This window comes from Actinoallomurus sp. NPDC052308 (assembly GCF_040679195.1).
Classification (GTDB): domain Bacteria; phylum Actinomycetota; class Actinomycetes; order Streptosporangiales; family Streptosporangiaceae; genus Actinoallomurus; species Actinoallomurus liliacearum.
The window spans coordinates 825,071-838,843 of the sequence record NZ_JBFAUM010000002.1 but is presented as its reverse complement, the minus strand read 5'-3'; the positions used below and the strand labels follow the sequence as shown (position 1 = coordinate 838,843).

At 71.5% G+C, this 13,773-nt stretch carries 15 protein-coding genes; 8 read left to right on the top strand and 7 right to left on the bottom strand.

What is annotated here, in order from left to right; translation table 11 throughout:
* Window positions 1–129: 129 nt before the first annotated feature.
* From AB0L00_RS10035 to AB0L00_RS10025, 3 genes are all read right to left on the bottom strand, one after another.
* A complete protein-coding gene (locus AB0L00_RS10035; protein ID WP_364430939.1) occupies window positions 130–840 on the bottom strand; it encodes a hypothetical protein in 711 nt (236 codons plus the stop codon).
* 109 nt (window positions 841–949) lie between these two features.
* Window positions 950–1,837 carry a class I SAM-dependent methyltransferase gene (locus AB0L00_RS10030; protein WP_364430937.1) on the bottom strand — a complete coding sequence of 296 codons (888 nt, stop codon included), beginning with the start codon at window positions 1,835–1,837 and terminating at the stop codon, window positions 950–952.
* A gap of 64 nt (window positions 1,838–1,901) precedes the next feature.
* Window positions 1,902–2,666: an SDR family NAD(P)-dependent oxidoreductase gene (locus AB0L00_RS10025; protein WP_345355449.1), complete on the bottom strand. Its 765-nt coding sequence runs from the start codon at window positions 2,664–2,666 to the stop codon at window positions 1,902–1,904.
* A gap of 98 nt (window positions 2,667–2,764) precedes the next feature.
* Here AB0L00_RS10025 and mshA point away from each other — a divergent pair, with 98 nt between their 5' ends.
* The 4 genes from mshA to AB0L00_RS10005 all read left to right on the top strand — a co-directional run bounded on the left by mshA (window position 2,765) and on the right by AB0L00_RS10005 (window position 6,295).
* On the top strand, window positions 2,765–4,027 hold the full coding sequence (mshA, locus tag AB0L00_RS10020; protein WP_364430933.1) for a D-inositol-3-phosphate glycosyltransferase: 1,263 nt from the start codon (window positions 2,765–2,767) through the stop codon (window positions 4,025–4,027).
* Between the two features lie 19 nt (window positions 4,028–4,046).
* Entirely contained in the window at window positions 4,047–4,583 is a 537-nt protein-coding gene (locus AB0L00_RS10015) for a YbjN domain-containing protein (RefSeq protein WP_364430931.1), read from the top strand.
* Between the two features lie 122 nt (window positions 4,584–4,705).
* On the top strand, window positions 4,706–5,518 hold the full coding sequence (locus AB0L00_RS10010) for an SAM-dependent methyltransferase (protein ID WP_364430925.1): 813 nt from the start codon (window positions 4,706–4,708) through the stop codon (window positions 5,516–5,518).
* Between the two features lie 30 nt (window positions 5,519–5,548).
* Window positions 5,549–6,295: a phosphoglyceromutase gene (locus AB0L00_RS10005; RefSeq protein ID WP_345355440.1), complete on the top strand. Its 747-nt coding sequence runs from the start codon at window positions 5,549–5,551 to the stop codon at window positions 6,293–6,295.
* A gap of 69 nt (window positions 6,296–6,364) precedes the next feature.
* On the opposite strand, the gene phoU is transcribed toward AB0L00_RS10005, so the two are convergent.
* Window positions 6,365–7,027, bottom strand: coding sequence for a phosphate signaling complex protein PhoU (gene phoU, locus AB0L00_RS10000; protein ID WP_364430921.1), 663 nt, complete (start codon window positions 7,025–7,027; stop codon window positions 6,365–6,367).
* Window positions 7,028–7,180: 153 nt separating this feature from the next.
* Here phoU and AB0L00_RS09995 point away from each other — a divergent pair, with 153 nt between their 5' ends.
* Both AB0L00_RS09995 and AB0L00_RS09990 read left to right on the top strand, forming a co-directional pair.
* A complete protein-coding gene (locus tag AB0L00_RS09995) occupies window positions 7,181–8,359 on the top strand; it encodes an ATP-binding protein (RefSeq protein ID WP_364430918.1) in 1,179 nt (392 codons plus the stop codon).
* Complete coding sequence (locus AB0L00_RS09990; protein ID WP_252778131.1) at window positions 8,359–9,045, top strand: response regulator transcription factor; 687 nt, start codon at window positions 8,359–8,361, stop codon at window positions 9,043–9,045. The genes AB0L00_RS09995 and AB0L00_RS09990 overlap by 1 nt, the downstream gene beginning before the upstream one ends.
* A gap of 232 nt (window positions 9,046–9,277) precedes the next feature.
* Here AB0L00_RS09990 and AB0L00_RS09985 read toward each other — a convergent pair whose 3' ends face one another.
* On the bottom strand, window positions 9,278–10,186 hold the full coding sequence (locus tag AB0L00_RS09985; RefSeq protein WP_364430916.1) for a hypothetical protein: 909 nt from the start codon (window positions 10,184–10,186) through the stop codon (window positions 9,278–9,280).
* A 194-nt stretch (window positions 10,187–10,380) separates the two neighbouring features.
* Window positions 10,381–11,112 carry a hypothetical protein gene (locus tag AB0L00_RS09980; RefSeq protein WP_364430913.1) on the bottom strand — a complete coding sequence of 244 codons (732 nt, stop codon included), beginning with the start codon at window positions 11,110–11,112 and terminating at the stop codon, window positions 10,381–10,383.
* Window positions 11,113–11,396: 284 nt separating this feature from the next.
* Here AB0L00_RS09980 and AB0L00_RS09975 point away from each other — a divergent pair, with 284 nt between their 5' ends.
* Together AB0L00_RS09975 and ispF are read left to right on the top strand one after the other, a co-directional pair.
* The gene (locus tag AB0L00_RS09975) at window positions 11,397–11,879 is read left to right on the top strand and encodes a CarD family transcriptional regulator (protein WP_252778128.1); all 483 of its coding nucleotides are present in this window, start codon (window positions 11,397–11,399) and stop codon (window positions 11,877–11,879) included.
* Window positions 11,880–11,904: 25 nt separating this feature from the next.
* A complete protein-coding gene (ispF, locus tag AB0L00_RS09970; protein WP_364430910.1) occupies window positions 11,905–12,366 on the top strand; it encodes a 2-C-methyl-D-erythritol 2,4-cyclodiphosphate synthase in 462 nt (153 codons plus the stop codon).
* A 160-nt stretch (window positions 12,367–12,526) separates the two neighbouring features.
* Here the strand turns inward: ispF and fahA are convergent, their stop codons facing one another.
* Complete coding sequence (gene fahA, locus AB0L00_RS09965; RefSeq protein WP_364431617.1) at window positions 12,527–13,735, bottom strand: fumarylacetoacetase; 1,209 nt, start codon at window positions 13,733–13,735, stop codon at window positions 12,527–12,529.
* Window positions 13,736–13,773: the final 38 nt, after the last annotated feature.

Below are 13,773 nucleotides of genomic sequence, written 5' to 3'. Positions count from 1 at the left end.
GCTGGGCGCCGGTCAGGACGGTGGCGTGCGGCCCCGGTCGTGCGCCCTTCGGTGACGTGCGGCCCCGGTCGTGCGCCCTTCGGTGGCGCGGGCCGGGTTCGGGCGCCGTTCCGGCCGCGCCGGTCCGGGTCAGGCGCGGTGGGGGCCCATGACGCGGGGCGCGCGCATCCGGAGGGCCGGGACGTGCTCCTGGATGAGGAGCCCGCTGGCGGTCAGGATCCAGAGCGCCGCCAGGATGCCGGGGACGTAGGTCTCCAGCCATCCGCCGGGTACCAGGACGCCTCCGGTGACCCCGAGGGTGAAGGCGGCCAGCAGCCGGACCACCGCGACGATTCCGGCGAACAACGCCATCCACCTGGGGAAGACGTGGGTACGGGCGATGGCCACGGCGATGGCCGCGAAGGTCAGGGCGGTGGCCACGCCCCCCACCGTCCCCAGGACCGTCATCGTGGCGTACGGAGCGGGCGCGAACAGCAGCAGCGCCCGGTACTCCGTCATGGCGTACGTCATCCCGGCGAACGCCGAGAAGGCCATGAACGCGAGCGCGGAGACGACGATGAAGCCGGCGAGGACGACGGTCGGGGCGTCGCTGTCCTCGTCCGCGCGCCGGAACGCCGTCGACAGCGCGGCGCCGAACCACAGGAAGAGGGCGATTCCGATGGCGTAGAGGATCGTTCCCCACATGATCTGCGCCCGATGGGTCGCCAGGTACATGGTGACCACCCCGGCGGGGTCGGTGAGGCGCGGCATGCGGCCCAGCACGATCCGGCCGACGGCCGCGAAGACGACGGCGGCGATACCGGCCAGCCCACCCCAGCGCATCTCGTGGCGTTCGCCCATGTGAATCATCCCCCCGGTGGAATCGACCAGTACTCCAACGGTCGTCCGCCCGAAATGCCGTATCTATGGCGAAAAGTCGTTATTCGCGCAAAGACGGCATCAAGGAGATCTAGTCCGGGGCGACGGCGGACCAGGGGAGCGTGACCTCCCCGAGCCGCCAGCGGGCCCGGCCGCCGAAGGGCGGCACGGTGAGCACCGGATGGTCGCGCGCCAGCAACTCCACCGCGGTGACCCAGCGCTGGCGCGGCCCGAACACCGACTGCGGCGCGGCGGTCGCCCACGCGCGGTCGAAGGCGGCCAGAAGGTCATGCACCCGTTCGCCGGGGACGTTGCGGTGGATCAGCGTCTTGGGCAGGCGCTCGGCCAGGTCCGACGGCCGGGACAGCGACGGGAGGTGGACGGCGAACGTGATCGTCCGCGGATCGGACACGCCCGGTCGTACTCCGGTCGACGTCCGCGGATCGGACACGCCTGGCCGTACCGCACGGCGGTCCCGCGCCCGGCCCGCGTCCCGGGAGCCGAGGGTGACCCACGTGGCGCGGCGGCCGGTCTCCGCGCAGGTGCCCTCCACCAGTACGCCGTCGGGGGCCAGGCCCGCGCACAGCCGCTCCCAGGCCGCCCACGCCTCGCCCTCTCCGTACTGGCGCAGCACGTTGAACGCCCGGACCAGTGTGGGCGGGCGGTCGACGGGCAGTTCGAAGCCGCCGAGGCGGAACGACAGCCCCTCGCGTTCACGCGGCTTCGCGGCGGCCACCCGGGCGGGATCGATCTCGACGCCGACCACCTCCACCCGGGGATGCGCCGCGCGCAGCCGCCCGAACAGTTCGGCCGTCGTGACCGGCGAGGCCCCGAACCCCAGGTCCACGACGAGGGGCCGGTCGGCCCGCCGGAGCAGCGGGCCGTGCACCGAGACGATCCAGCGGTCGGCGCGGCGGAGCCGGTTGGGCGCGGTCGTGCCGCGGGTGATGACGCCTTCGGGCCGTGGGGGACGGGACACGCACCAAGTGTGCGGCCACCGGCGGACCGCCACGGCCGCTAAGACCGCTACGACCCCTAAGGCATCAGACGCGGTGCACCTTGTGGGCGGCGGCCTGGGCGCGCGGCTTGACGTCGATCCGGTCGATGTTGACGTGCGACGGGCGGGTCACGGCCCAGGCGATGCAGTCGGCGACGTCCTCCGCGACCAGCGGCTCGGCCACGCCCTCGTACGTCTTGTTCGCCTTGTCCTCGTCGCCCTTGAACCGGACGAGGGAGAACTCGTCGGTCTTGACCATCCCGGGTGCCACCTCGGTGACGCGGACCGGCTGGTCGTACAGCTCGAGACGGAGCGTGTCGTTGACCGCGGCGGCCCCGTGCTTGGCAGCGGTGTACCCGGCGCCGCCCTCGTAGACGACGTGCCCCGCCAGCGAGGTGACGTTCACGATGTGGCCGTCGCCGCTGTCGATCAGCTTGGGCAGCAGCGCCTTGGTGACGCGCATCAGTCCGAGGACGTTCGTCTCGAACATCCACTGCCAGTCGGCCGGGTCCGTGTTCGCGACCGGGTCGAGCCCGGCCGCCCCGCCGGCGTTGTTCACCAGGACGTGGCACTGCCGCAGGGACTCGGCGAGGGCGTCGACCGACTCCTGGGACGTGACGTCCAGGGCGACCACGGCGACGGCGTTCCGCCGCCCGGCCGGGTCGGCGCTCTCGATCTCGGCCTTCAGCTTCTCCAGGCGGTCGACACGACGCGCCGTGAGCACCACGTCGAACCCCTCCGCCGCGAGCCGTCGGGCGGTCGCCGCGCCGATTCCACTGCTTGCACCGGTGACTACTGCTGTTTTCCGCACGATCGCCATCTTCTCAGGCGCATGTCCTGCGTCTTCGCGGGGAGACCCGCGCCGGGGGAATGTGGTGCCGTGGCCGGTAAGTTGCTCTATCGGAGGTGGTGTCCGTGTCGGGTCTCGCCCGGGTAGCGACGATCAGTGTTCACACATCGCCGTTGGAGCAACCGGGGACCGGCGACGCCGGCGGGATGAACGTCTACATCGTCGAGGTCGCCAAGCGCATGGCCGAACGCGGCGTCGAGGTGGACGTCTTCACCCGTGCCACCACGCGATCCCTTCCACCCGTCGCCGAGCTGGCGCCCGGCGTGTCGGTCCGGCACGTCGCCGCCGGGCCGCTCGAGGAGCTCGACAAGTCCGAACTGCCCGGCCATCTGTGCGCGTTCACCTCCGACCTGCTGCGCACCGAGGCCGCGCACGAGCCCGGCCACTACGACCTGATCCACTCCCACTACTGGCTCTCCGGCCAGGCGGGCTGGGCCGCGCGGCAGCGCTGGGGCGTTCCGCTCGTCCACTCCATGCACACCCTCGCCAAGGTCAAGAACCTCGCGCTGGCCGCCGGTGACTCACCCGAGCCGCTCGGCCGGGTGCTCGGCGAGCAGCAGGTCGTCGAGTCCGCCGACCGGCTCGTGGCCAACACCGCCGAAGAGGCCCGGCAGCTCGTCTCCCTGTACGACGCGGACCCCGGCCAGGTCGCCACCGTCCCCCCGGGCGCGGACCTGTCCCGCTTCACCCCGCGCGGCGGCGCGCGGCGCAGGCTGGGGCTGCCGGAGAACGCGGCCGTCCTGCTGTTCGTCGGCCGGATCCAGCCGCTGAAGGCGCCCGACGTCCTCGTCCGCGCCGCGGCCCGCATGCTCGAGGACGATCCGAGTCTCCGGGACCGCCTGCTCGTCGCGATCGTCGGCGGGCCGAGCGGGTCCGGCCGCGCCAAGCCGGAGGAGTTGCGGCGTCTCGCGCACCGGCTCGGCGTCGCGGACGTCGTACGGTTCGAACCGCCCTGCCCGCAGGACGAGCTGGCCGACTGGTACCGCGCCGCCGACATCACCGTCGTCCCCTCGCACAGCGAGTCGTTCGGCCTGGTCGCCGTCGAGTCGCAGGCGTGCGGCACCCCCGTGGTCGCCGCCGCGGTGGGCGGGCTGCGCCTCGCCGTACGGGACGGCCGGTCCGGGGTGTTGATCGACGGCCACGACCCTTCCGACTACGCTCGCGTGCTGCGCGGCCTGCTCGGTGCGCCCGGGCGGCTGCGCGCGATGTCGGACGCCGCCGTACGCCACGCGAGGGCGTTCGGCTGGGACGAGACGGCCGACCGCCTCCTGGAGGTCTACGCCGAGGCCGTCGAGGCCCGGACGATGGCCGTCTCGGCCTGACCAACGAGAGGAGGACGGCATGGACCTTGACAAGGGCCTGCAGTCGATCCTGGACGAACAGGGGCTGGAGTACGAGCGGCCGCGCCCCGGCGCGTACCTCGTGAAGCTGCCCGGACGCCACAAGCTCGCCACCATGACCTGGCTGATCGCGGGCGACCACAGTCTGCACGTCGAGGCGTTCTTCTGCCGGCAGCCGGACGAGAACCACGAGGAGTTCTACCGCTGGCTGCTGCGCAAGAACGGCGGGATGTACGGCGTCGCGTTCAGCCTGGACCCGGTCGGCGACGTGTACATCGTCGGGCGGCTGCCGCTCTCGGCGGTGACGCCGGACGAGATCGACCGCATTCTCGGCTGCGTCCTCACTTACTCTGACGACAATTTCGACCGCGCGTTGGAACTCGGGTTCGCCGAGTCGATCAGGCGCGAGTGGGAGTGGCGGGTGAGCCGCGGGGAGAGCGTCGCGAACCTCCGGCCGTTCGCCCGCATCCTGCCCGAAGTCGCCGAGGGCGGCGCGGCGGACCAGGCCGCCTCCGGCCCCAAGCTCGGCCCTTCATGACGAATCGGTCAGGCCCCCAGGTCGGTAACCGGTCCCACCAGTTGTGCGTTTTGCGCATCATTGGTGGCTTTAAGTAGCTAAGCTACCTCCGGTCACAGTAGGCCAGACCGGAGGGGTATGGAGTGACAGATCGCGACAGGGCCCCTGAGAGCGTCGATCTGAGCACGCCCAACGCGGCCCGGATGTACGACTTCTTCCTCGGCGGCAAGGACAACCTGGCGCCCGACCGCGCCGCCGCCGAGATGGTCCTGCAGATCGCCCCGCAGATCCGGATCGCCGCCCAGCAGAACCGCGCCTTCCTCGGCCGGGCCGTGCGTTACCTCGCCGAGGCGGGCATCCGCCAGTTCCTCGACGTCGGCACCGGACTGCCCACCCAGAACAACGTGCACCAGGTCGCGCACGCGGTCGTTCCCGACGCCCCCGTCGTCTACGTCGACAACGACCCGGTCGTGCTCGCGCACGGCCGCGCGATCCTCGCCGGATCCAAGAACGTCCACATCGTCCAGGCCGACCTGCGCCGCCCCGAGGACATCCTCGAGAGTCCCGAGGTCCGCGAGCGCATCGACTTCGACCGGCCGTTCGCGATCCTCCTCGTGGCGATCGTCCACTTCCTCCAGGACGCCGACGACCCCGAGAAGATCGTTGCGAGGTTCCGCGACGTCCTCCCGCCGGGCGGCCACCTCGTGCTGAGCCACGTCTGCGGGGACGCGCTCCCGGAGGCCGTCGCGCCCGTCACCGAGATCTACCGGCGCTCCTCCACGCCGATCATCACCCGCAGCACCGAGCGGATCCGCGGCTTCTTCGGCGACCTGGAACTGGTCGAACCGGGACTCGTCAACGTCTCGGCGTGGCGCCCCGACACGGTCGAGGCCAAGCGGGTCAACGAACGGTATCCGCAGGGCTACTTCCTGGCGGGCGTCGCCCGCAAACCGTGAGGTCGAGCCGAGGCACTAGGCTCGCTTGTCATGGCGACATTGGTACTTCTCCGGCATGGCGAGAGCGTCTGGAACGCCGAGGGGCTCTTCACGGGCTGGGTGGACGTCGATCTTTCCGAGAAGGGGGAAGAGGAAGCGGTCACCGGCGGTGACCTGCTGCTCGACGCGGACCTCAAGCTCGACGTCGTGCACACCTCGGTGCTCAAGCGGGCGATCCGCACGGCCAACATCGCGCTCGACGCGGCCGAGCAGCTCTGGATCCCCGTACGCCGCTCCTGGCGGCTCAACGAGCGGCACTACGGCGCCCTGCAGGGCAAGAACAAGGCGCAGACGCGGGAGGAGTACGGCGACGAGCAGTTCATGACCTGGCGCCGTTCGTACGACACGCCGCCGCCGCCGATCGCCGACGACGACCCGCTCTCCCAGATCAACGACCCGCGGTACGCCCTCCTGCCCTCGGAGCTCATCCCGCGCACCGAGTGCCTGGCCGATGTCGTCGACCGCCTGCTGCCGTACTGGTACGACGCGGTCGTCCCGGACCTCGCGGCCGGCCGCACGGTCCTGATCGCCGCGCACGGCAACTCGCTGCGCGCCCTGGTCAAGCACCTCGACGGCATCTCCGACGAGGACATCGCCGGGCTCAACATCCCCACCGGCATCCCGCTGCTCTACGAGCTCGACGAGGACTTCGAGCCGCTGAAGAAGGGCGGCGAGTACCTCGACCCGGAGGCCGCCAAGGAGTCCATCGCGGCCGTCGCGAACCAGGGCAAGAAGTAAGACCTCGCCCCGACAGTCGAAGATCCCGGCAGCGTCCGCTGCCGGGATCCGTTCGTTCCGGGGCCGGGGCTACTCGGCGAGGCCGATGTCCGCCGCGTGCTCGCCGGTGACCAGGTAGACGACGTTTTCCGCGACGTGCACGGCGTGGTCGGCGAACCGCTCGAAGTAGCGGCCGGCCAGGGAGATGTCCACGGCCGGCTCGACGCCGTGCCGCCACTTCGGCGACAGCAGCGCGTCGAACAGCTTCCGGTGCAGCCGGTCCATCTGGTCGTCGTCGCCGTCGAGCTCCAGGCCCATCTCGACGTCGTGGGAGGCGATGACGCTGCCCGCCTTGGCGATCATGCGCTCGGCGATCTGGCCCATCTCCAGGACGGTCGCCTGCAGCTCCGGCGGGATCGCCGACTCGGGGTGGCGCCGCCGGGCCGTCTTGGCGAGGTGGACGGCGAGGTCGCCCATGCGCTCGATGTCGCCGCTCATCCGCAGCGCGGCGATCAGCATCCGCAGGTCGCGGGCGACCGGCTGCTGCCGCGCCATCAGATCGAAGACCGTCTCCTCGATCTCCGTGTTGATCTTGTTGACCTGCTCGTCGCAGCTGATGACCTCTTCGGCGAGCCGCAGGTCGGCGTCGAGCAGGGCCGTGGAGGCGCGGGTCATCGCCGACCGCACCAGCCGCGTCATCTCCACGAGCTTGTCGGAGAGACCGTCGAGCTCCTCGTGGTAGGCGTCTCGCATAAAGATCCTTAGTTCAGGCGTGGATATCCAGTTGGCAGCATCGTGGGGTGGCATGAACGGTCGCGTAGGTGCAGGTTAACTTTTGACGAACGTCCTTGCGTGCGTCCTGATCCGCGCGCGGAGCTAGGCAGACCGCCGCCTACCATCCAAGATGTGAATGTGGAGGTTGTCGCCGGACTGGCGAGCGCCGCCGGGCTCCTCACCGGCCTGGTGGCAGGGCTGGCCGTGCGCGTCAGCGAGCGCGCGCAGCGGCCCGCCGACGCACCCTCGCCGGTGTCCGGTCTGCCGAGCGGCGTGGCGTCCGTGCTGAGCGTCCTCCCGTCCTCGGCGGTGGTCATCGACGGCGAGGACCGCGTGCTGCGCGCCAGCTCGGCCGCCCGGGCCTTCGGCCTGGTCAGCGGGGACCGCCTGCTCGTCGACGAGCTCATCGCCATGGCCCGGCTCGTACGCCGCGACGGTGAGATCCGCGAAGAGGAGATCGAGGTCGTCCACGGCCGCCGGGAGGGCCGCTGGTTCGCGGTCCGGGTCGCGCCCATGGGATCGCACGGCCTCGTGCTCGTCCTCGCCGAGGACCTGACCGAGTTCCGGCGCGTCGAGGCGGTCCGGCGCGACTTCGTGGCGAACGTCAGCCACGAGCTCAAGACGCCCGTCGGCGCGCTGTCCCTGCTGTCGGAGACGGTCGAGGAGGCCGCCGACGACCCCGTGGCCGTACGCCGCTTCGCCGGGCGTATGCAGCACGAGTCCGCGCGCCTGACCAACGTCATCCAGGACCTGATCACGCTCACCCGGTTGCAGGGCGGCGAGGCCGTCGAGCGGCCCCGGACGGTCACGCTCGACGACGTCGTCCACGACGCCGTCGACCGGTGCCGCCTCAAGGCGGAGCCCAAGGACATCACCCTCGCCATCGGCGGCCGCGACGACCTGCGGGTGCACGGCGACGAGGAGCTGCTGATCACCGCGGTCCGCAACCTGATCGACAACGCGATCGCCTACAGCCCCGAACGCACGAGGGTCGTCGTCTGCACGCGGCTGGCCGACGAGCAGCACGTCGAGATCAGCGTGACCGACCAGGGCATCGGCATTCCCGAGGCCGACCTCGAGCGCATCTTCGAGCGGTTCTACCGCGTCGACCCCGCGCGGTCCCGGCAGACCGGGGGCACCGGCCTGGGGCTCGCGATCGTCAAGCACGTCACGACCCGGCATCGGGGCGATGTGAACGTCTGGAGCAAGGAGGGATCCGGCTCGACCTTCACCATCCGTCTTCCGCTGCTTTCCACCTCCGCACCCGCGGATGAATCACCTGAGCAAGACACCGTACGGGAGGCCCCCTAGTGACCCGAGTGCTCGTCGTGGAAGACGAGGAGTCGTTCAGCGACGCGCTGTCGTACATGCTGCGCAAGGAGGGTTTCGAGGTCGCCGTCGCGGCGACCGGGCCGGACGCCCTGGAGTCCTTCGACCGCTCCGGCGCCGACCTCGTCCTGCTCGACCTCATGCTGCCCGGCCTGCCCGGGACCGAGGTGTGCCGGGAACTGCGCACCAAGTCGAACGTCCCGGTGATCATGCTGACGGCCAAGGACAGCGAGGTCGACAAGGTCGTCGGGCTCGAGCTCGGCGCGGACGACTACGTCACCAAGCCGTTCTCCTCCCGGGAGCTCGTCGCCCGCATCCGCGCGGTGCTGCGGCGCCGCGGCGACGGTGAGGAACTCGCGCCCGCGACCCTCGAGGCCGGGCCGGTGCGGATGGACGTCGAGCGTCACGTCGTGACCGTCTCCGGGAACGAGGTGCCGCTGCCGCTCAAGGAGTTCGAGCTGCTGGAGGTGCTGCTGCGCAACGCCGGGCGGGTGCTGACCCGGATGCAGCTCATCGACCGCGTGTGGGGCGCCGACTACGTCGGCGACACCAAGACCCTGGACGTGCACATCAAGCGTCTCCGCGCCAAGATCGAGCCGGCTCCCTCGACGCCGCGCTTCATCATCACCGTGCGCGGGCTCGGCTACAAGTTCGAGCCCGACGAGTAACGAGCGTCCGGAACGCGAAGGCCCGCCGACCTCGACGCGGAGTCCGGCGGGCTCGGCTGCGACCTCGCGCCCGACGCGTACGTCGCCGAACGAAAGCCCGTCGGCTCCGATGTGGAGTCGGGGGGCCTGGCTGCGACCTCGAGCCCGACCAGTACATCGCCGAACGCGAAAGCCCGCCGGTTCCGATGCGGAGGCCGGCGGGCTTTCGCGTGCGCGCTGAGCTGCGCGGCGCTCAGGCGGTCGGCTTCGCCGAGGCCTTCTTCGCCTTCGCGTGCTTGGTGGGCGTGGCCGCGCCCGTGGTCGGGCTGCCGCTCGCGCCCGGCGCCGGGGTCGCGCCCGGAGTCGTGGCGGAGCCCGGGACGCCTGGGCTCGGCGTGGTCGCCGTGCCGCCGCTCGGCGCCGGCGGGTAGGTCGAGTAGTAGTCCGCCCGCGGCACGACGGGGACGTTCACGGTGAGCGCGCCGGCCTGTGCGAAGTGCAGGGTGAGCCGGATGTTCTCCCCACCGTTCAGCTGCGTCGTGAGCCCCGTGAGGATCACCAGGGGGGTCGCCCCGCCGGTGGTGCCGGTCGGGCTCGCGGCGCCCGGCGTGGCGCTCGTGGCCGGGCCGCTCGGGGTGTTCTGCGGGGTCGCCGTGCCACCCGGCTTGGCCGGCTTGCCGGCCGTGGTCTTCTTCGCGGGGGCCTTGGTCGGCGCGCCGCTCGCGCCCGGGGTCGCGGCCGCACCCGGCGTGCCGCTCGGCGAGGTGCCGGGGGTCGGCACCCCGGACGGCTGCGCGGAGGCCTGCGGGTTGGTCGAGATGAGCTGGTTCGGCGGCAGCGCGATGCCGCCGCCCGCGATCTGGACCGACTGCGCCACGCCCGGCGCCTCGACGCCGACGAGCCGGTCCGACGTGCCCTTGTCGACGATGTAGGCGTAGAACGGCGCGTTGGCGCCCACGGGAAGGCGCTGGCCGGGCTCCGGGCCGAGCACGAAGGCGTTGCGCACGTCGATGTGGCCCACGGAGGCGTTGACGCCTTCGGTCAGGCGGGTCGGCAGCACCGACTGCGGATGCTGGCCGGCACCGCAGGCGGACACCAGCGGCGCGACGGCGAAGGCACCGGCGATGGCCATGGCGGCGGCCCGGCGACGGTTGCGGCTCACGGCGTCGTTCTCTCCTTGGGAGGGCTTGGGTCTTCCGAGGCGTACGGAACGCCCGAACTAGAGCGTAGCGACGGTATCCTCACCGGCCCTGACGGGGGGCTGGCTTGAGTGGTTTCACCCCGGACGCCGGGCCGCTCGGGTGGACGCGGACGGGGCCGGCCGGCCGGGTGGACGTCCGTGCCGGGGCGGAGCGCTCAGCTCGGGGTGTGCAGGGTCTGCAGGTCCCGAACAGTGAGGTTCCGGTCCGGCTGGACGCCGCGGACGACGTCGCGGATGATCCTATCGGGCCCCACGAGCACCGCCGTCAGCCCCACCGGCGCCGCGTGGTAGGCGGTGGAGAGCACGCGGTCGGGGTCCTCGGCGGGGATGGCGTCGCCGCGCGGCACCGTGTCGGCGAGCCGTCGTACGTCGTCCGCGTCCTTGCCCGCGCGCCCGTCCGCGATCAGCCAGGTCTGGAGCCGCTGCCCCACGGCCTGCTGAGCGACGTGCGTGACGGCGGCGTCGCAGTTGCAGCCGCGCGGCACGATCAGCACGACCCCGGCGACGTTGATGAGCGTGCCGACCGGCATCCGCCGGCCGTTCACGAAGAGGTCGCCGGCGGGCAGCCCGCCGCCGATGTCGCCCGGCTGGTGGTGGACGATCCCCGTGGGCGGCACCTGGACGGTGTGCGTCGTGGGGCGCGGCGACACGACCGTCATCAGCACGCCGCTGATGAGGGCGACGAGGACGGCGCTGGCGATGAAGGGGGCGGCGAGACCGTAGCGCGTGAACGGGCGGGCGATCCGCTGCCACCGTTCGCGGCGGCGTTTCTGGCGCAGCTCACGGCGGTACGCGAGCACGTCGCGGTCGAGCTCCCGCGCGTCGTCCGGGACGACGATGTCGACCTTGGGAAGCCCGTAGTCGTCAGGGTCGCCGTGAAGCCCCACGCCACACCTACCTTCTCGGACCGCTGCCGGCCCCACCCGGTCCCATGCCTCGTCCACAGAGAGATCACGGGCCCGTGTCGGCTCGTCCATCTCCAGTATGAGCCGCTTCCGTCGCCGTGTGAGCGGTGTGGCCCAATCCAATCGTCATGGCCGGGTGTTACACCGAATTCGCGCTTTGTCAATACCCTAATTACCGCGCTGACCTGCGTATATGTCCGGATGGTCGGTTCAGCAGGTCCCTGCAGCGTGCTACCCTTATCCATAGCGGAAGGGGTACTTGTCACATGACTTTCAAGGTCGGCGACACTGTCGTCTACCCCCACCATGGGGCTGCTCGGATCGAAGCCATCGAGACTCGTGCCATCAAAGGTCAGGACAAGACCTACCTGGTCCTGAAGGTCGATAAGGGCGATCTCACCGTTCGCGTTCCGGCGGAGAACGCCGAGCTGGTCGGTGTTCGTGACGTCGTGGGCCAGGAGGGGCTTGAGAAGGTGTTCGAGGTGCTCCGCGCACCCTACACCGAAGAGCCCACGAACTGGTCGAGGCGTTACAAGGCGAACCTCGAGAAGCTCGCATCCGGCGACGTCAACAAGGTCGCCGAGGTCGTCCGAGACCTGTGGCGGCGTGACAAGGAGCGCGGCCTGTCGGCAGGCGAGAAGCGGATGCTGGCCAAGGCGCGGCAGATACTGGTCAGCGAGCTGGCGCTGGCCGAGAAGACCAACGAGGACAAGGCCGAGGCCCTCCTCGACGAGGTCCTGGCCAACTAGCGCCTTGGCGACACGGTTTCCACGGGTGGGCGTCGGAGTCGACGTCCACCCGTTCGCTTCGGGCCGCCCGCTCCGGGTGGCCGGCATCGACTGGTCCGACGAGGGCGACGGCCTCGCGGGCCACTCCGACGGCGACGTCGCGGCGCACGCGGCCTGTGACGCACTCCTGTCGGCCGCCGGTCTCGGCGACCTGGGCGCCGTCTTCGGCACCTCCGACCCACGCTGGGCGGGAGCCTCCGGCGTCGACCTCCTGCGCGAGGTCGAGCGCCGCATCACGGCGGCGGGCCACGCGATCGGCAACGTCTCGATCCAGGTCATCGGCGTGCGCCCGCGGATCAGCAAGCGGCGGGCGGAGGCGGAGAAGACACTGAGCGAGGCGCTCGGCGGCGTCCCGGTCAGCATCGCCGGCACCACGACGGACGGGCTGGGCCTCACGGGCCGCGGAGAGGGCCTGGCCGCCATCGCCACGGCCCTCGTCCTCGTCTGACCGCCTTCGGGACGCCCGTGCTCGCCGAACGTCTTCGGCACGCCTCGTCTGACCGTCTCCGGCACGCGCGCTCGCCGAAACGTCTCCGGCACGCCTCGGGCTCGGCCGACCGCCGCTGCGGCGTACGTGCCTCAGGGGCGATCGGGCGGTTCCCCACGGGTCAGCAGAGCACCGGCGTGACGGTCCCCGTCACCTCGCCGAATCCGATCGGCGCGCCGCCGGGCCCGGCCGCGGTCGCCTGGATCCGTACGGTGTCGCCGTCCTCCAGGTAGCCCCGGCGCCGCCCGTCGGGCAGCACCAGGGGATCCCGGCCGTCCCACGTGAGCTCGATGAGGCTGCCGCGCTGGTTCCGGCCCGGCCCGGACACCGTCCCGGAGGCCATCAGGTCGCCGGTGCGCAGCGCCGCGCCGTTGACGGTCGCGTGCGCGAGCTGCTGCGGCGCGGTCCAGTACATCGTCGCGAACGGCGGGTGGCTGACCACGTGCCCGTTGAGCTCGATCCGCAGCGTCAGGTCGAGCCCCCAGGGCTCGTCGCAGCGCAGGTACGGCAACGGCTCCGGCGCCTGGGCCGGCGGGGTCGTACGGGCGCTCTCGAGCGCCGCGAGGGGCACCACCCACGGCGAGATCGACGTCGCGAACGACTTGCCGAGGAACGGCCCGAGCGGCTGGTACTCCCACGCCTGGATGTCCCGCGCGCTCCAGTCGTTGACCAGGACGAAGCCGAACACGTGATCCCGGAACCCGGCCGTCGGCACCGGTCGGCCGAGCGCCGAGGGCACGCCCACGACGAAGCCGACCTCCGCCTCGACGTCCAGCTTGACCGAGGGCCCGAACACCGGCCCGTCATCAGTCCGGCGCTGGCCGCAGGGCCGTACGATCGGCGTCCCGGACGGCACGATGGTGCCGGACCGGCCGTGGTAGCCGACCGGCAGGTGCAGCCAGTTGGGCGGCAGCGACTCCGCGCCCGGCCGGAAGATCTGGCCGACGTTCACCGCGTGGTCGCGGGATGAATAGAAGTCGACGTAGTCGGCGACGTCGAACGGCAGGTGCAGCTCGATCTCGCGCAGCGGGACCAGGTGCGGCTCGACCGATCCGCGATGCCCCGGGTCGGTGAGCAGCGTGATCAGGCGGTCTCGGGTCGCCTGCCAGACGGGGCGTCCGGCGGACATGAAGGAGTTCAGCGTTCCGGCGGCGAACCAGCGCCGGTCGACCAGCAGCCCCGCCGCCGCGAGCTCGGCCAGGTCCAGCACGTGGTCGCCGATCGCGACCCCCACCCGCGGCAGCTCGCCGCGCCGGGAGAACACGCCGTACGGCAGGTTCTCCACCCCGAAACCGCTGCCCTCGGGCACGTCGACCCACGTCTCCATGATCCCTACCTTTCCAGGCGTGCTTCTGGATCCGTTACGTC